Below are 17,902 nucleotides of genomic sequence, written 5' to 3' on the forward strand. Positions count from 1 at the left end.
ATATAAGCATAATATGTAATTCAAAATACTATACCAACAATTTGTATGGCTCTTCCAGCAATTGTTTCAGCGTAACCAGAAACGCAGCACCCGTAGCTCCGTCAACCACACGGTGGTCGCAGGTAAGGGTTAGTTTCATAATGTTGGTTGCAAAGAACTGCCCGTCTTTTACGCCTACCGTTTCTTTAATAGCGCCCACAGCCAGAATACAAGACTCAGGCGGGTTGATAATAGAAGTAAACTGGTCGATACCAAACATACCCAGGTTACTTACAGTAAAGGTGTTTCCTTCCCAATCTTTAGGCTGTAACTGTTTGTTTTTGGCTTTTCCACCAAGGTCTTTGGTTTCAGCTGCAATCTGCGAAAGCGTTTTGGTATTGGCAAAACGAATAACCGGTACCAATAGACCTTCTTCAACAGCTACGGCCATACCAATATGTACGTGATGATTTTTACGGATTTTATCTCCCATCCACGATGCATTTACCATTGGGTGTTTGGTAAGTGCCGCAGATACCGCTTTGATAACGATGTCGTTAAATGAAATCTTAACCGGCGACACCTCATTCATGGCCTCTCTAGCCTTAATGGTTTTATCCATTGTTATCTCCATTGTCAGATAGAACTCTGGAGCAGAGAATTTAGATTCAGATAAACGACGGGCAATAGTCTTACGCATTTGCGAAAGCGGAACATCCTCATAACTTTCCTGACCGGCAGGTGCAGCAGCTACCGCAGGGGCAGCGCTTGGCGCGGCCGCAGCAGGCTTAGCCTGAGGTTTGAAACTGTCAACGTCGTTCTTAACTATTCTTCCCCCTTCACCAGAACCGTTCACATCAGAAAGGTTAATACCTTTTTCTTCTGCAAGGCGTTTGGCCAAAGGAGAGGCAAGAATACGTCCGTTATTGGCAGCATGAGATTCAGTTGCTGCAGAAGCCTGTGCCGGAGCAGCAGCCTCTTCGGTTTTTGTTTCTGCCGGGGCAGGGGCAGCAGCGCCGGCCTGGCTGTTCAACAAAGCCTGATAATCGGCACCTTCTTCGCCAATTACCGCAATTACCTCATTTATTTTGGCTGCTTTACCAGCCTCAACACCAATATACAATAATGTACCGTCTTCATACGCCTCTAGTTCCATAGTGGCTTTATCTGTTTCAATTTCTGCCAGAATATCGCCAGACTTCACTTTATCACCTACTTTTTTCAACCATGCATGAATAACACCCTCTGTCATGGTGTCGCTCAGAAGTGGCATCTCAACAGTTTTTGCTTTAATATTAGAAACATCAACAGCAGGGGCAGCCGGTGCAGCAGCTTGTGGCGCTGGCGCAGCTTCTTTCGGCGCTTCTGCAGGTGCAGCAGCACCACCGCCATTGAGGAGGCTTTGGAAGTCTTCACCGGGTTTACCTACCACTGCCATTATCGCATCAACCGGAACCGACTGTCCTTTCTCAACACCGATATAAAGAAGTGTTCCGTCATAATAAGACTCCATATCCATGGTGGCCTTATCGGTTTCTACTTCTGCAAGAATATCGCCTGATTTTACTGTATCTCCAACTTTTTTATGCCATGCTGCTATCACACCTTCTTCCATGGTGTCGCTCATCTTGGGCATTCGGATTACTTCTGCCATTGTATAAAATTTGCTGGTTTTTTTGATTTTATTTATTCAAGTCTTAAAATTATAACAAAGTAGCCTAATGTCCTTGAAAACTTGATAGAATTTAATTTTAAATTTTTGGGTACGGCTCTTTGCTGCCTTTATTTTTATTTGTAAAATACTTCATTTACAGGCTTTTGCAGCAATAGGAGCGTCATATTATCAAATTGCTTCTTTTCTGCTGTTACCGGTGCCAATTTATTGATGATCAGTGAATCGTTAGTTACCAGCGCGCTATACGTAAAAGATTTTTGCGCATTGGGTATAGCCTTGAGTTCTGGCGGATATTTTACGTACTCAAACCTGAAACTGTTACCGTATTTGCTTTTACCATACATAAAAAAAGGATGAACCCAGTTGGTTTCCAGCGCTAAGCCCAGATTATGGTCATTGTTTCTTAAGCTGGCAAATATTCCGTTAAAAGCTTTGTAGGTTTTATCGTCAAATGTAAAATATCCCTGTTTCCATTTTTTACGTTCAAAAATATTATGTCTGGCAAAATCATAATATGCTGTACGGTCAAGAATCCTGAATATTTCCTTGCGTTCAGCCAGACTCACATTCGGCTTTATCTGATAAGCCACATTGGCGAAGTCCTGGCTAGTGGTTTTGGTATAATATCCTTTTCCGGTTAATTCTTTATATTCTTTTTCACCAAGTTCAGACTCCCGGCCTCCAATGGTGTGTGGTACATACACAAGGGCTTTCTTAAAAAAATAGGCAGCCGGTATAATTGGTTTAAGCGTATTGCAAAAAACAAACGGAAGTGTGGAAATCAACAATAAGGTAATTAGGGTATTCAATAGCCTGTTTCTGTTTTTTATTACCTGCATGCCAATAAACGCTGCAACAGGCATTACACCTATAAAAAATGGTAATTGAGTACGCGAATGAAAGGTTTGCCATTTAAAAATACTGGCATAGCTTATTAAACCAATAACGGCCAGCGTAAAATAAACTAGCACGGTTTTCTTAACCTGTGACTGTCTGTTTTTAGGATAAACAAACCAACAGGCACAAAAGAGAATCAGAAAGAAATGAATAAAATTGCCTGAGAAATCTTCTCCGATAGAAAAAAGCGTATTATATGTGGCAAACGTTGACGCCTGATTGTTGAGGTCATAACCTATAAACTGATGAAAACCCTGAATGAAACCGTCGTAGGCGTAATTCCAGGAGTTAAAAGGCAGACCGATATGGTTACCAACAATTTTTGAAAGATTAGACAGCGTAACTTTTAAACCTGCTTGTTCATTTCTATAATTATAGTATAATAAACTGCCGGGAGAGGGCATCAGGATGTTACCAAAAACTATGAAATTGCGATAAAAGAAAGCGGAAAAGGTTAAGAGAAACAAGCCTACTGAAATAAACCCGATTTTGAGGGCTGCTTTCCAGTTGTTTTTGAAAACAAACACTGCATACAATAAAATAAACCCTATGCTATATATAAAAGTAGTATATTTTGTAAAGCCGCCGAGCATAAGGGCTACAATGGCCCAGTAGAATTGCCTGTCGGGTATTGTGGTTTTATTTTTAAAAATTAAACTGCCAAAAAATAAAAAGCAAATGAAATAAAAACTTGCCAGGTAGTCGTTCTGGCTGGTGGTTGATTGCAAAACCCCCATTGGAATACTGAAAACAAGGATGGCTGCAAGACCTTGCCCTTTTTTGCTTAGCCCCCATACATGCCCTATAAGAGAAGCAGCCACTAATGAGCCAGCCATTGACACAAACTGCACTGCATTGACAAAGTAATCTCCGCCGGCCAGCACCAGGGTGTGCAAAAGAAAATACTCCGACAAAACGTTGTAATATAGCTGAAAGGGGGAAGTGGTAGGGTAATGCTGCAGGTTCTGGTTTTGTATCCAGAAGTCAGCCCTGGCAAGATGATAATTTAAGGCATCTGTATTATTAGGGGTTACATAAAAAGTAAGAAACCCGAGAACAAGGAAAAGGAAAACGAAAAATAAAGCATTAAAGCCTGATAAGTACTGCGTAAGGCTAATATTGCTTAAATGAACAAAAGCCCATTTCTTCTTTAAAAAAACTACCCCGCATAGAAACAAGGCGAACGAAAGGTAAGATATAATTAAAAAAACGGAGTTGAGGCAGTTAAAAAACGCTGACACCTCTGTAACCAGAAATACAAACACCGAAAAGGTAAGCAGCGACTTAATGAATGAAACCCTGTTTCCATTATCTTTACTATCTCTGAAATAGAGAAACAAACCTATTATATTAATAAATCCTAATAGAATGGGCATACGTGTTTAAGAATTTTTATCTCACATACCAGAACTACAGGTGCATCAACGCCAAAGCGTTGCCCGGACACGCTTTTATCAGCTGATTTTTAATACTGCCATAAATGCTTCCTGCGGCACCTCTACGGTCCCAATCTGGCGCATGCGTTTTTTACCTTTTTTCTGTTTTTCCAATAGCTTACGCTTACGCGAAATATCGCCACCATAACACTTGGCAATTACGTCTTTACGCAGCGCTTTCACGGTTTCACGGGCAATAATTTTAGCGCCAATGGCTGCCTGAATGGCAATTTCAAATTGCTGGCGCGGCAATAACTCGCGTAGTTTTTCGCAAAGCTTTTTACCCCAGTCATACGCCTTGTCGCGGTGCACAATGGCCGAAAGAGCATCAACCGGTTCACCATTAAGCAAAATATCCAGTTTAACAAGGTTAGACTCACGATAGCCAATCAGATGATAATCAAGCGAGGCATAGCCTCTGGATATGGTTTTTAGTTTGTCGAAGAAATCAAATACAACTTCTGAAAGCGGCATTTCAAAAGTAAGCTCCACGCGTGTGGCTGTCAGGTAAACCTGGTTTTTCAGGATACCTCTTTTTTCCATACATAAACCCATAATCGGGCCCACGTAGTCGGCGGCTGTAATAATCTGGGCATTGATGAACGGTTCCTCAATCCAGTCAATATAGTTGGGGTCTGGCATTTCAGACGGCGCTGAAACCTCCAGCGTATCGCCTTTTTTATCAATTACATTGAAACGCACCGACGGCACGGTGGTCAATACAGTCATATCAAACTCACGTTCCAGGCGCTCCTGCACAATTTCCATGTGAAGCATACCCAGGAAACCGCACCTGAAACCAAAACCTAAGGCTGCTGATGTTTCAGGCTCCCAAATAAGGGCGGCATCATTCAGCTGAAGTTTTTCCATGGCTTCTCTCAGGTCTTCAAACTCTGAAGTCTCAACCGGATAAATACCTGCAAAAACCATAGGCTTTACCTCTTCAAAACCTTTAATGGCTTCTTTGGTAGGGTTTTCAGCATGAGTAATGGTATCACCCACTTTTACTTCTTTGGCCACCTTTATACCTGAAATAATGTAACCAACGTCTCCGCAGTCAACAAAGTCTCTGGCTTCTTTCTGAAGTTTAAGAATACCAACTTCATCGGCAATGTACTCTTTACCGGTAGCCACAAATTTTACTTTGTCGCCTTTACTGATACGGCCGTTCTTTACACGGAAAATAACCTCTATACCACGGTATGAATTAAACTGAGAGTCGAAAATAAGTGCCTGCAGCTCTGCCTTCGGATTCCCCGCCGGCGCTTTTATACGTTTAATAATGGCTTCAAGAATTTCATTGATCCCAATTCCTTCTTTCGCACTTGCCGGAATAATAGAATCTCTGTCGCAGCCAATCAGGTCAACAATTTGGTCTTTAACTTCCTCTGGCATTGCGCCGGGGAGGTCAATTTTATTTAAAACAGGTATTATCTCCAGGTCATGGTCCAGAGCCAGAAATAGGTTACTGATGGTTTGTGCCTCTATACCCTGCGACGCATCAACCACCAGAAGCGCGCCCTCACAGGCGGCAATAGAACGTGAAACCTCGTAACTGAAATCGACGTGACCGGGGGTATCTATAAGATTTAATATGTATTGTTCGCCTTCAAACGTGTAGTTCATCTGAATAGCGTGGCTCTTGATGGTTATACCGCGTTCTCTTTCAAGGTCCATATCATCAAGCACCTGGGCTTGCATATCACGGTCTGAAATAGTATTGGTAGATTGAAGAAGGCGGTCGGCAAGTGTACTTTTGCCGTGGTCAATGTGTGCAATAATGCAAAAATTGCGAATATTTTTCATTTACTGTTAAGTTCCGGATAAGATTGGCAGTGCCTCTGGTTTTAAAGCCCGCCTGTGTTTGATTCGATACAAAAATGCTGATAGATATATCAGAAATCTGTAACCGATACATTTGTTCGCAAAAATAGTAAGAAAAAGAGGATAAAATGAAGATTCTATAGATATTTATCTCCAACCAGATAGTTACTCACGTAGTCGTGCACTGCGTCTTCCAGTGAAGTAAAAGGTTTTTTGAAACCAATCATGCGCAGCTTGCTCATATTTGCCTGAGTAAAATACTGATATTTATCGCGTATGTCGGCGGGTGTATCTATAAATTCTATCTGTGGTTCAAGGTTCAACGCAGCGAAAGTTGCCTTGGCCAGATCCAGAAAGGTACGCGCTTTGCCTGTGCCCAGGTTATAAATACCCGAGTTACGGCGCGAGTGCATCAGATAAATAAGCACATCAATTAAATCTTTTACGTATATGAAATCGCGCATTTGTTCACCATCGTTATAATCGGCACGGTGAGATTTAAACAACTTTATACCCCCTGTGGCATTAATCTGATTATAAGAATGAAATATAACCGAGGCCATTCTGCCTTTGTGATATTCATTCGGCCCAAAAACATTGAAGAATTTAAGACCAGCCCAGAAGAAAGGCGATTCTTTTTGTGTAAGAGCCCATTTGTCGAAATCATTTTTTGATTCGCCGTAGGGGTTCAAAGGTTTTAATTGCGGAATCAGCAGCTCATTATCATCGTACCCAAATTCTCCGTTACCATAGGTGGCAGCAGATGAGGCGTATACCAGAGGAATCTGGTATTGATGGCACTTTTTCCATATTTGCTTTGAATAGTTCAGGTTCAGTTTATTGAAAATTTCCTGATCAAATTCTGTGGTGTCTGTACGTGCGCCAATATGAAAACAAAACTCAACTTCAGCCTGATTTTTATCAAGCCATTCAAAGAAAACGTCACGGTGAACAAATTCCTGAATTTTCTTGTTCGCTAAATTGTTCATTTTCAGCGGATTAGAAAAGTCGTCAACCGCAATGATAAAATTAAAGCCATCTTGATTCAACCGTTGTATCAAACAGCTTCCAATAAAACCAGCGGCACCCGTAACAATTATCATAGAACTTTAAGTAGTGTTATTAGATTGCAAATTTAATGCATTCCTAAACGTAAATCCATAGACTTAACTTTGATTAAATTGCACTTTTTAAAGAATATACCCCGGAACCACTTTAGCAGCAATGTGTTAATGTTTTTTTGGTGATATTTTTGTAAAATTTTTGAAGAATGCCCCGTCCTGAACAGGCGGTGTGAGTAATAATAACTAATATGATTTATATAACCAGGCGTGAGCGATTCAACGCTGCTCACAGATTATGGAATGCGGAGTGGTCGGACGAAAAAAACAGAGAGGTTTTTGGTTTGTGTTCAAACATACACGGGCACAACTGGGAGCTGGTTGTAACCGTGAAAGGCGAAATAGACCCCAATACAGGTTTTGTGATGGATCTGAAAGATTTAAGTAAGGTAATGAAAAGCGAGGTAACGGATAAGGTAGACCATACTTTTTTGAATGAAGATGTGCCTTTTTTGAAAGGGAAGTATCCGACAACAGAAATCTTTGCCGTTGAAATCTGGAAAATTCTGGCACCGGTACTGAAAGAAAAATACAATACTACTTTGCACTGTGTAAAACTGATAGAAACACCTAACCATTATGTTGAGTACTTCGGCGACTGATTTCCGGCTTCTGAAGGTCTTCAATACTGATAATTATGAAATACTTTATTATAGCAGGTGAACGCTCAGGAGATTTGCACGCATCAAATCTGATTAAAGCTATCAGACAGGCAGATGCACAGGCTGTGATAAAAGGTTGGGGTGGAGACTACATGCAGGAGGCCGGGGCAGAAGTATTGATGCATTATAAAGACCTGGCATTTATGGGGTTTGCAGAAGTGCTGGCCAATCTGCCCAAAATTCTTGGCTTTTTTAGTTTGTGTAAAAAGCAGATTGACGAATTTAAACCCGATGGCATTGTGTTGGTTGACTACGCCGGATTTAATATGCGGATAGCCAAATGGGCAAAACCAAAAGGGTATAAACTGTTCTATTATATATCGCCAAAGGTTTGGGCCTGGAACCAAAGCCGTGCTTTGCAGCTGAAAAAAAATATTGATAAGTTATTTGTCATTTTTCCGTTCGAAGTAGATTTCTTTCGCAAGTACAACTATGAAGTTGAGTTTGTTGGTAATCCGTTGTTTGATGCCATTGCAGCTTTTAAACCAAACCCTGATTTTCTGAAACAAAACCAACTGGAAGAAAAGAAAATAATTGCTTTACTGCCGGGTAGCAGACGGCAGGAAGTTGAAAAAATGCTTGAACTGATGGTTGCAACCAAAGAGCAATTTCAGGGATACCAGTTCGTTATAGCTGGGGTAGGTAATTTACCTGCCGAATTTTATGAAAAGTTTCTGGGGCATGAGGTAAGCCTGATAACAGACCAGACCTATGATTTGCTGACACATGCGCAGGCCGCAATGGTAACTTCTGGTACGGCTACCCTCGAAACCGCCTTGTTTGGCGTGCCACAAGTGGTGTGTTATAAAACAAGTTGGTTATCTTATAGTATAGCCAGCAGGTTAATCAGAGTGCCGTATATTTCATTAGTTAATCTGATTGCAGAAAAAGAAGCCGTAAGAGAGTTGATTCAGGATGAGCTGACACCAGATAATATTGCTACTGAAATAAAGAAAGTTGTTGTAAAGTCGCACGAAAGAGATACTCAACTGGCTGACTACAAAAGAATAAGGGCGATATTAGGTAGTGCAGGGGCATCAGCACAAACGGGTAAAAGAATAGTTGAAATTTTAAAAAACTGATTTATCATAAATTATTGAAAGACAATGAAACTCCACAAAATAGTATTTGTAATGGTATTGGGTATGCTGGCCATTTGGTCGTGTAAAGACAAAAAAGAAACTGTGCTTAAGTCAAGAACTGAATTGATGGCCGGCACCTCTTCAAAATCCTGGAAAATCACCAAAGCCGAGGCCAGTATTACCACAGATGCCAAAATTGATCTGGTGTCTACCCAACAAGCATGTATAACAGATAACCTGCTGGTGTTTGCAGTAAACGGTACTTATGAGCTCAGGGAAGGCGCATCAAAATGTAATGCCGCAGACCCAGATTTAATTCTGAGTTCAAACTGGAGCTTTACTGATAATGAAACCAAGTTTAAGATTGACAGAATTGTATTTTTGGGTGTTGAACTCAAGGATACCGTTTTTGAAATTGTTGACCTCTCAGACAATGTGTTTACCGGCAAAACAAATATTGATTATAAAGGTACCAAATACCAGCTTGTTGCCACTTTCCAGGCTGTTAAATAGGTTAAAACGGTATGTTATCATAATAATTTAATAAAAAAGCGCATCTTATTGCTATTAAGGCTAAATTTGCGAACAAATATTGCTTAACCGGTGTTAGCCTAACAGAGCATAAAGCAAAAATACATGAGTAAGGACTTAGAATTATTAGAAGAATTAACAACCTCTGAATATAAATACGGGTTTTATACAGATATTGAAGCTGATGAGGTTCCGGCAGGTTTAGATGAAGGTGTGGTTCGTGCTATTTCTGGAAAGAAGAACGAGCCTGAATGGATGCTGCAATGGCGCTTGAACGCGTTCAGGACCTGGCAAACCATGACCGAACCCCAATGGCCTAATGTAAAGTATCAACCTGTTGATTTTCAGTCTATTAAGTATTATTCAGCACCTAAGCAGACAAAGGTAATCAATAGCCTTGATGAGATAGACCCCGAGTTGCGCCGTACTTTTGAGCGTCTGGGTATTTCTTTAAAAGAGCAGGAGCGCCTGTCTGGTGTAGCAGTTGATGCCGTGATTGATTCTGTTTCAGTGGCTACCACCTTTAAGGTAAAGCTGAAAGAAATGGGAATTATTTTCTGCTCAATGTCAGAAGCTATTCAGGAGCACCCGGAGCTGGTTCAGAAATATCTGGGTTCTGTTGTTCCGGTTAAAGATAATTTTTATTCGGCTTTAAATGCCGCGGTTTTTTCTGACGGCTCGTTTTGTTACATTCCAAAGGGGGTACGCTGCCCAATGGAGCTTTCAACGTATTTCCGTATCAATGCTGCCGGTACAGGCCAGTTTGAACGTACGTTGATAGTAGCCGAAGAAGGCGCCTACGTAAGCTATCTTGAAGGTTGTACTGCCCCTCAGCGTGACGAAAACCAATTGCACGCTGCCGTGGTTGAAATTTTTGCCCATAAAGACAGCGAGGTGAAATACTCTACCGTTCAAAACTGGTACCCGGGCGATAAAGAGGGTAAAGGTGGTATTTATAACTTTGTTACCAAACGCGGCTTGTGTTTTGGCGAAGGTTCTAAAATATCATGGACACAGGTTGAAACCGGGTCAGCCATTACCTGGAAATACCCATCAGTTATTCTGCGTGGCGATAACTCAATCGGTGAGTTTTATTCGGTGGCTGTAACCAATAATATGCAACAGGCAGATACCGGAACCAAGATGATACACATCGGTAAAAACACCAAGAGCCGTATTGTATCGAAGGGTATATCGGCGGGTAGAAGCCAGAACTCATATAGAGGATTGGTAGACATTTCGAAAAGAGCGCAAAATGCACGTAACTTCTCACAATGTGATTCATTGCTGCTAGGTGACCGTTGCGGAGCGCATACTTTCCCTTATATTGAAGTAAACAATTCATCGGCTTCTGTGGAGCATGAGGCCACTACCTCAAAAATAGGCGAAGACCAGTTGTTTTACTGTAACCAGCGTGGTATACCTACCGAACAGGCCGTTGCCTTAATTGTAAACGGATATGTGAAAGAGGTATTGAACCAATTGCCAATGGAATTTGCAGTAGAAGCACAAAAACTATTGGAAATTTCGTTAGAAGGTAGTGTTGGGTAATCAGAATAGATTCTGCGTTTCAAATTATATGAGAACCTCTTTGCAAAATGCAGAGAGGTTTTTTGTTGGTATTCTGGTAGAGCCGCAATGCTTGCGGCTTATCGCAGAATTTGGACATTCAGGAATTGGTTTTGTCACACAAAATTGATTTAAAGGTGTAGATATACCATTGAAGCCACACGTAGTGTGGCTCTACGAAAAGATTAACATTTCATTAACCTTTTTTTACATGTGTTTCGACAAAGCTAAGTGCAAAAACCTCTAGATTTGTTAAACCCCTAATAAATAAGGAAAATGACAAAATTTCTACACCTCTATCTTTTGTTGATGCTAGTTTCCGGCACTTTATGCAAAGCACAAATCAGGTCAGACCTGTTTATAGTTAACAGCAATATTGAAACAAAAGAGATACTTACATCTAATGTACCCAGCACTATTAACCGGACAATCAAGCAAGACAAAAAGGGCAACATCTGGTTTGCTGCGTTTGATGGGGTTTATCGGTATGATGGAAAATCTTTTACTAATATTATAAAGGATGTAAGCTCTGCCCGTTTTTTTTCTGTTACAGAAGATAGAAAAGGGAATTTCTGGTTCACGTCCATTGGTTCTGGTGTTTATTATTATAACCCCTCGGCAGGTGAGAAATCTTTTCGGAATTTTACAACTAAGGATGGACTTGTCAATGACAGTGTTCCTTATAGTTATGAAGATAAGAGAGGTAATATGTGGTTTGGTACGTTAGGTGGTGCAAGCCGCTACGATGGGAGAGCGTTTCAGAATTATAAACCGAATGGCGGATTACCAAATGCTAATAAAGACGATAATGATGTGAATGCTATCATTGAGGACAAAACAGGGAAATTCTGGTTTGGTACAAGAGGCAATGCTTACGTTTATGATGGCAATAAATTTACTGTACTTACCAACAATGGTGAAACATTTACGAATGTCCGCTCGATAATTGAAGACAAAAAGGGGAATATCTGGCTTGGTGGGAAAGATGGTCTTTGGCGCTATGAACCATCAGGTGCACTCAAGGCCGGAGGCAAAGTATTTACCAATTTCACAAAAGATTTTGTAGGGTTTATTTATGAAGATAAAAATGGAAACATCTGGACGAGCGCACAAAATGGTTATACCAGAAGATGGGAGCTTGCCCGATATGAGGCTAAATCTTTATCCAATCAAAAGCCAACTGTATCCAAAATAAATCCAGAATTTGAGGCTAATACAGGCATGATTTTCGGCATTTTAGAAGCGCATGATGGAAGCATCTGGTTTGGCGCTTTAGATGGCGTACGCCGATTTGATGGAAAAATCATTACCCACTTTAAAAATAAGAAGTAATAGGTTGCAAAGGAAGTTTTAGGAAAACCTTGTCGGGTTAGCATGTAATGAGTAGCTTTGATAAACCTTGTATCTACTCCTATTATGCCTACCGACCTTGAAATACTCGCTCAAGCCCTAAAAGCACTGGCTGATATTGATGAAGACGAATTCAGCATCTCGGCTTCTTACTGGCAGAAGAAAAGCTACAAAAAAGGCGAGTATTATAACGAGTATCGCAACGTATGTAAGTATCTGGGGTTTATTCTGGACGGAGTATTCAGAACTTATTATGTTGATGATGATACCGGTGAAGAAAAGAATGTTTTCTTTTACTCAAAAAATCAAGTGGTGGTTTCTTTTAAGAGTTTTATTACACAAACTCCTTGTAATTACTACACACAGGCGATGACTGACTCGCGGATATTATACATTCATATTGATGATTTGAATAAATTATACCGGCAATCGCATCAATGGGAGCATCTGGGTAGAATCATTGCCGAGCTTGCCTTTGGGGTATCGATGAACCGTACTGAAAGTTTTCTGTTTCAGAAACCGGAGCAGCGGTATCTACAATTACTGGAAGACCACCCCGATATATTCAATTCAATACCTCTCTATCAGATATCTTCTTATCTGGGTATTCAGGGCCCATCTCTCAGCCGTATCAGAAAACGTCTGGTTGGGAAATAATTCATTCAGAAAAAAATTAAGGTTTCTGTCGATTTTAACTTAGGTTAAAATTATTGTCATGCCCATGTATGACCTTTGTGGTGTAGTCAACGATGACTACGCTAACAAGAAACTTTAAATTTTACTACAATGAAAAATATTACAACCAATAACATCGTATTCATTACCGGCGCTTTTGTACACAATTCCTCATGGGAAGAATGGCAACGTTACTTTGAGAGTAAAGGCTATAACACAGTTGCTCCCGCATGGCCGTATAAAGACGCCCCAACTGCTGCCGACCTGAGAAACAGACAACCCAACGACACTGATTTAGCAGCATTAACGCTGGATGAACTGATTGACCATTATGCTAAAATTGTAAGCAGTTACCCAGAGAAACCCATCATCATCGGGCATTCATTAGGTGGTTTAATTACCCAGATACTCGTAAACCGTGGTCTGGCCGCTGCCGGTATTGCTATTCATCCAGTGCCACCTTTGGGTGTTTTTCCTTATGAATTTTCGTTCCTGAAAGCTGGCTGGAAAGCGCTAGGGTTGTTTACATCATTGAAAAAAACATATCTGATGTCATTTAAAGACTGGCAATATGCGTTTGTAAACACTATGCCATTAGAGGCCCAAAAAGAAGCCTACGAAAAATACACCATACCTGAATCTAAAACGGTGGCCGGAGGTGGTTTAACCAGCGCAGCTAAAGTAGACTTTGCCAAACCTCATGCGCCTTTGCTGATAACCTCTGGTGAATTAGACACCATTATTCCTGCGCATTTAAATAACCGTAATTACAAAGCTTATAAACAGTCTGGCTCAATACTCGATTACAAAGAATTTAAAGGCCGTAACCACTATGTGTTAGGCCAACCCACCTGGAAAGAAGACGCAGATTATATATTGGAGTGGTTAAATAAACAATGATTTCAGATTGATAAAAGCAAAGAGGAGAGACCGGGTAGTTTCTCCTCTTTGCTTTTTATTGATTCAGTATAACAGTGATTGAAGTGGTACGCCACCCCGGTCACAACTATTTAAACAAAGGTATTTTATTAGTAATAGCGGCTGAAGTCGGGATAGAATGATTATTCCGTTAAACCTCTCAAATACGCAATGCTTTTGGGTACGTTGATAAGCTCATTGTTGCTTTCATCTTCAATAAAAAAGTGCTTGATGCCCGCCTTTTTAGCTTCTTTAAAAATATTTACCCAGTCGGCCTGGCCTGTGCCTAATACCACATCATTTTCTGACGGCGTATGACCTGAGAAATCACCTTTGATACCTTTTTTCAAATCTTTTACGTGCATCAGTTTCCAGCGGCTGCCATATTTCTTTAACAGTGCTACCGGGTTTCCGCCTCCATGAATGGTCCAGAGTACATCCATTTCAAACGAAACATAAGCCGGGTTGGTATTCTTTATCAGGTAGTCCATTAAAGTGCCATCTTCATAAGGTCTGAACTCATAACCGTGGTCATGATAACAAAATGTTATTCCGTTTTCTTTCAGCACTTTTCCGGCATAGTTAAAATCTTCTACTGCTTTTTTGGCATCTTCAATTGTAAAGTTGTCGCCTTTATGGGGTATCCAGGCACACATAACAAATTTAGACCCCAAAGCCTTCGCTTTTTTTACGATTTCCTCTGGTTTCCGTAGTTCTTCATATCCTGCGCCGGTCGACGGAATCTTTATTCCGCGTTCATCACACATTTTTTTAAATTCCTCTAATGAATATCCGTTGGCACCTCCACCTTCAATTTCGGTTATTCCCAGCGCTTTTATAAGGTCTAATGTACCCGGCACGTCCTTCGGCATTATGCTTCGGTAGGTGTAGGTCTGCAAACCGATAGGAGCAGTGTAAACCATTAACTTCTTCTGGGCTTGGGTTCCATGAAATAAGAATAAACCCAATAAACTGTATAGTACGATTTTTTTCATTGTAAAAAGGCTTACCAGCCCTGGTTGATTATAGATAATTGATAGACTTTGTTCTGTGGGCAATATACTAAAAAAGATGTTTAATAAAGCCAGATATGTGCCTCTGATGATTGGAATCAGAGCCAGATAATTTCAATTACTTCATCTTTTTTAACAATGGTAGTGTGCTTTATATGCGCATTTCGTTTCAATAAAATGGTGTTTTGCCGGGCCTTGCTGGCATCTTGCGATACAACCAGTGTTGGTGTTCTTTTATGAAAAACACTGACCACTTCGCCGGGTGTTACATTTATTTCAATATTACGTTCATTTTCCGGTACAGAGACTGTCCTGACCCGATTTCTATTATCAAGCGGCTCTTTGTCTGAGCTCATCATCAGGTCAAGGGCTTTGGCTGCATTGGGTATGCCGTAGCCAATATAATTGTTGCCGAATGGGTACAGGCTGGCTGATTTCTCAATGAAATTTTTAGCGGCCTTATTGGTCAACTTCGGATTCGCCTGCAGCAAACAGGCCACAAAGCCAGTAATAACAGGCGCGGCCAGCGATGTGCCATATAATGAGTAGCAAGATACATTGGGTTTCAGGTAATCCAGAAAATCGGGGCCAATACTGCTATAACCCATTTTTAGACCGTTTTCGTTGGTGGCGCCAACTGCAATTACTCCTTCCACATCAGCAGGGGTAGATATAATACGCCAGTCGCGGTCACCGCCTTCATTCCCTGCAGAAACCACCAGTATTATGCCTTTTTCTTCGGTTGCAATTCTGGCGGCTTTGGCAATGGTACTGGTGTTGCCGTTCATTTGTTCAGGTCGGTAATCTTCTCTCGGATTCGAGAAACCTTTGGCATAGCCCAAAGAGGTATTAATTAATCGTACACCCAGGCTGTCCATCCACTCCATCGCTGCTACCCAGTTGTCTTCCTCACCTCTGAACTCCCTGCCACCGGTATCAGTTCTGGCCAGATAAAACTTCGCCTGCGTGGCAAGGCCAAACTGAATTTTATTATCATGTGTTTTGCCTGTTATGGCAGTCAGCACCTCAGTGCCATGAAAATCAGAGCCGGTCTCGCGTTCATCAAAGTGATTTGTTTTCCTGGGGTTTATATAGTCTCTTACCCCCAGAATCCGGTTGCCGGTCAGTAAATGACCCAATGCCGGCGACTCACTGACACCATAATACCCGGCATCAATAACGCCAATGGTTACTCCGTTTCCGTTCAGGCCAGTTTGTAAGAACCCTTCAACACCTACCTGTTTCATGGCGAAATCTACCCGTATGTCATCCGTAACTTCAGAACGATTAATGGTTGCCGGATACAATTTACTGTCTATAAGTATCACATTGCTTACAAAAGGCAAATTTCTAACCACCTGCAATTGCTCAGGCAGCAGATAGGCTGAGATACCATTGAGCCAGCGAGACTCATTCACGGGGCTTATTTGGTAACTCTTCAATATAGAGATATACCTGCCGCAAACAGGTATGTCAGTATACTGGCTTGCAGGTATACCAAGCGTTTTTCTGTTTTCTTTACATTGCTCAGATACCGCTGCCGGCAGGCCGGTTTCTTTGTCTTTAAACAACACCCAATATTTATGCTGTGAAAACCCCTGAAAAGAAAACGAAGAAAAGAAAGATAAGAATATGAAAATTTGACGTACACTTGCCATACCAATGCAATAATTCATAATTTTATAACCCAATGCGCAATATAGGCTTACCGATATTCTGTCGTATAAATAACTGACAATCCGCAGACCGTTTCAGAACATAAATTTAATTGAAAATATTCGTCTTGTAGTTAAAACTACCCATAATTTATTCCCTTTATGCGTTACGAACCAATTGATTCCACTCTCTTTTCATCTAACCGGGCAAGGCTCAAGGGTTTATTAAAACCCAAATCAATGGCCATTGTTCTGTCGAACGATGTCATTCCGAGCAATGCTGACGGTACTCTGGGGTTCAAACAAAATAACGATTTGTTTTATTTAACAGGTATAGACCAGGAAGAAAGTATTCTGATTTTGTTTCCGGATTTTCCGGACGAAAATTTCAGAGAAATATTACTGATAAGAGAAACCAGCGAGCATATAAAAATATGGGAAGGCGAAAAACTGAGTAAAGAACAGGCTACCGAAATATCTGGAATAAAGAAAGTGGTGTGGGTAAACAGTTTTGAACCCTTACTGCGTAAGCTGGTTTTTGAGGCCGAGCAGGTATATCTGAACTTGAATGAGCATGATGGAGCCGACTGGAAGTTTCAGACACGTGAGCGGCGGTTTGTGAACGATTTTAAGTTACAGTTTCCGCTACACCAATTAGAAAGGCTTGCCCCTTTAATGCGCCGGCTCAGGGTTGTTAAACAAGCCGCTGAAATAGATTTGTTAAAAAAAGCCATTGGTATTTCTGGCGGAGGCTTACGCCGGATGGCTAAGTTTCTGAAACCTGATGTGTATGAATTTGAACTGGAAGCCGAGCTGACGCACGAGTTTTTAATGAATCGCTCTCGTGGCCATGCCTTTCAACCCATTATTGCATCAGGCGCCAATGCCTGTGTGTTGCACTATGTAACCAACAATGAACGATGCAAAGACGGTGACCTGGTTCTGCTTGATTTTGGGGCAGAATATGCTAATTATAATGCAGATATTACCCGTTGCCTGCCCGTAAATGGCAGGTTCAGCGAGCGGCAGAAAGCGGTGTATCAGGCCGTACTGAGAATTTTGTATGCCGCCCGTGAAATGATTGTGAGTGGTAATACGATGGAAAAATTAAGAAAAGAAACTGGTAAAATAGTTGAATACGAACTCATAGAACTGGGTTTATTAAAACGCCACGAAGTAGCAAAGCAAGACCCTGAGGCGCCACTATACCGCAAGTATTTTCCGCATGGTATTTCGCATCATCTGGGTCTGGATGTGCATGACGTGGGCAGCCGTTATGAAACATTTAAACCCGGTATGGTTTTTACCTGCGAGCCTGGCATCTATATACCCGAAGAAAAACTGGGTATCAGGCTGGAAAATGATATTTTAATTACCGCGCATGGAAATATTGACCTGATGGACGGCATACCTATAAGCGTTGATGAAATAGAGCATTTAATGAATAACTAATCTGGTTTTGTTATCTTTGTGTCTCAAACGATTATCCCTATTGTATGTTTCAAAAATTGAATT

14 protein-coding genes are annotated in these 17,902 nt (G+C 41.1%); 8 read left to right on the forward strand and 6 right to left on the reverse strand.

Annotation, left to right across the window (positions count from 1 at the left end; genetic code table 11):
• Positions 1–28 precede the first annotated feature (28 nt).
• The 4 genes from MB380_RS10290 to rfaD form a co-directional block, all read right to left on the reverse strand.
• Positions 29–1,633, reverse strand: coding sequence for a pyruvate dehydrogenase complex dihydrolipoamide acetyltransferase (locus tag MB380_RS10290; RefSeq protein WP_253535239.1), 1,605 nt, complete (start codon positions 1,631–1,633; stop codon positions 29–31).
• A gap of 134 nt (positions 1,634–1,767) precedes the next feature.
• Entirely contained in the window at positions 1,768–3,927 is a 2,160-nt protein-coding gene (locus tag MB380_RS10295) for a hypothetical protein (RefSeq protein WP_253535241.1), read from the reverse strand.
• Between the two features lie 78 nt (positions 3,928–4,005).
• Positions 4,006–5,793 carry a translation elongation factor 4 gene (lepA, locus tag MB380_RS10300; RefSeq protein WP_253535243.1) on the reverse strand — a complete coding sequence of 596 codons (1,788 nt, stop codon included), beginning with the start codon at positions 5,791–5,793 and terminating at the stop codon, positions 4,006–4,008.
• Positions 5,794–5,948: 155 nt separating this feature from the next.
• On the reverse strand, positions 5,949–6,914 hold the full coding sequence (gene rfaD / locus MB380_RS10305; protein ID WP_253535245.1) for an ADP-glyceromanno-heptose 6-epimerase: 966 nt from the start codon (positions 6,912–6,914) through the stop codon (positions 5,949–5,951).
• Between the two features lie 209 nt (positions 6,915–7,123).
• Here rfaD and MB380_RS10310 point away from each other — a divergent pair, with 209 nt between their 5' ends.
• The 7 genes from MB380_RS10310 (at position 7,124) to MB380_RS10340 (ending at position 13,701) form a co-directional block, all read left to right on the forward strand.
• Complete coding sequence (locus MB380_RS10310; protein ID WP_253535247.1) at positions 7,124–7,534, forward strand: 6-carboxytetrahydropterin synthase; 411 nt, start codon at positions 7,124–7,126, stop codon at positions 7,532–7,534.
• Positions 7,535–7,569: 35 nt separating this feature from the next.
• Complete coding sequence (gene lpxB / locus MB380_RS10315) at positions 7,570–8,676, forward strand: lipid-A-disaccharide synthase (protein ID WP_253535256.1); 1,107 nt, start codon at positions 7,570–7,572, stop codon at positions 8,674–8,676.
• Positions 8,677–8,700: 24 nt separating this feature from the next.
• Positions 8,701–9,189: a hypothetical protein gene (locus tag MB380_RS10320; protein ID WP_253535258.1), complete on the forward strand. Its 489-nt coding sequence runs from the start codon at positions 8,701–8,703 to the stop codon at positions 9,187–9,189.
• A 123-nt stretch (positions 9,190–9,312) separates the two neighbouring features.
• Positions 9,313–10,758: a Fe-S cluster assembly protein SufB gene (gene sufB, locus MB380_RS10325; protein ID WP_253535260.1), complete on the forward strand. Its 1,446-nt coding sequence runs from the start codon at positions 9,313–9,315 to the stop codon at positions 10,756–10,758.
• A 294-nt stretch (positions 10,759–11,052) separates the two neighbouring features.
• Positions 11,053–12,108: a two-component regulator propeller domain-containing protein gene (locus MB380_RS10330; protein WP_253535262.1), complete on the forward strand. Its 1,056-nt coding sequence runs from the start codon at positions 11,053–11,055 to the stop codon at positions 12,106–12,108.
• A 57-nt stretch (positions 12,109–12,165) separates the two neighbouring features.
• Positions 12,166–12,783 carry a Crp/Fnr family transcriptional regulator gene (locus tag MB380_RS10335; RefSeq protein ID WP_253535263.1) on the forward strand — a complete coding sequence of 206 codons (618 nt, stop codon included), beginning with the start codon at positions 12,166–12,168 and terminating at the stop codon, positions 12,781–12,783.
• Between the two features lie 129 nt (positions 12,784–12,912).
• Entirely contained in the window at positions 12,913–13,701 is a 789-nt protein-coding gene (locus MB380_RS10340; RefSeq protein WP_253535264.1) for an alpha/beta hydrolase, read from the forward strand.
• 161 nt (positions 13,702–13,862) lie between these two features.
• Here the strand turns inward: MB380_RS10340 and MB380_RS10345 are convergent, their stop codons facing one another.
• Together MB380_RS10345 and MB380_RS10350 are read right to left on the reverse strand one after the other, a co-directional pair.
• The gene (locus MB380_RS10345; protein ID WP_253535265.1) at positions 13,863–14,714 is read right to left on the reverse strand and encodes a sugar phosphate isomerase/epimerase; all 852 of its coding nucleotides are present in this window, start codon (positions 14,712–14,714) and stop codon (positions 13,863–13,865) included.
• A 116-nt stretch (positions 14,715–14,830) separates the two neighbouring features.
• Complete coding sequence (locus MB380_RS10350) at positions 14,831–16,408, reverse strand: S8 family serine peptidase (protein ID WP_253535266.1); 1,578 nt, start codon at positions 16,406–16,408, stop codon at positions 14,831–14,833.
• A gap of 141 nt (positions 16,409–16,549) precedes the next feature.
• On the opposite strand from MB380_RS10350, the gene MB380_RS10355 reads away from it, so the two are divergent.
• Positions 16,550–17,839, forward strand: coding sequence for an aminopeptidase P N-terminal domain-containing protein (locus tag MB380_RS10355; RefSeq protein ID WP_253535268.1), 1,290 nt, complete (start codon positions 16,550–16,552; stop codon positions 17,837–17,839).
• The last annotated feature ends 63 nt before the right edge of the window (positions 17,840–17,902 follow it).

This window comes from Emticicia sp. 21SJ11W-3 (assembly GCF_024138715.1).
GTDB lineage: Bacteria > Bacteroidota > Bacteroidia > Cytophagales > Spirosomataceae > Emticicia > Emticicia fluvialis.

Excerpts from the sequence above, each read along its gene's own strand:
- MB380_RS10290 (WP_253535239.1), bottom strand. The coding sequence starts at position 1,633 with ATGGCAGAAGTAATCCGAATGCCCAAGATGAGCGACACCATGGAAGAA.
- MB380_RS10295 (WP_253535241.1), bottom strand. The coding sequence starts at position 3,927 with ATGCCCATTCTATTAGGATTTATTAATATAATAGGTTTGTTTCTCTAT.
- lepA (WP_253535243.1), bottom strand. The coding sequence starts at position 5,793 with ATGAAAAATATTCGCAATTTTTGCATTATTGCACACATTGACCACGGC.
- rfaD (WP_253535245.1), bottom strand. The coding sequence starts at position 6,914 with ATGATAATTGTTACGGGTGCCGCTGGTTTTATTGGAAGCTGTTTGATA.
- MB380_RS10310 (WP_253535247.1), top strand. The coding sequence starts at position 7,124 with ATGATTTATATAACCAGGCGTGAGCGATTCAACGCTGCTCACAGATTA.
- lpxB (WP_253535256.1), top strand. The coding sequence starts at position 7,570 with ATGAAATACTTTATTATAGCAGGTGAACGCTCAGGAGATTTGCACGCA.
- MB380_RS10320 (WP_253535258.1), top strand. The coding sequence starts at position 8,701 with ATGAAACTCCACAAAATAGTATTTGTAATGGTATTGGGTATGCTGGCC.
- sufB (WP_253535260.1), top strand. The coding sequence starts at position 9,313 with ATGAGTAAGGACTTAGAATTATTAGAAGAATTAACAACCTCTGAATAT.
- MB380_RS10330 (WP_253535262.1), top strand. The coding sequence starts at position 11,053 with ATGACAAAATTTCTACACCTCTATCTTTTGTTGATGCTAGTTTCCGGC.
- MB380_RS10340 (WP_253535264.1), top strand. The coding sequence starts at position 12,913 with ATGAAAAATATTACAACCAATAACATCGTATTCATTACCGGCGCTTTT.
- MB380_RS10345 (WP_253535265.1), bottom strand. The coding sequence starts at position 14,714 with ATGAAAAAAATCGTACTATACAGTTTATTGGGTTTATTCTTATTTCAT.
- MB380_RS10350 (WP_253535266.1), bottom strand. The coding sequence starts at position 16,408 with ATGAATTATTGCATTGGTATGGCAAGTGTACGTCAAATTTTCATATTC.
- MB380_RS10355 (WP_253535268.1), top strand. The coding sequence starts at position 16,550 with ATGCGTTACGAACCAATTGATTCCACTCTCTTTTCATCTAACCGGGCA.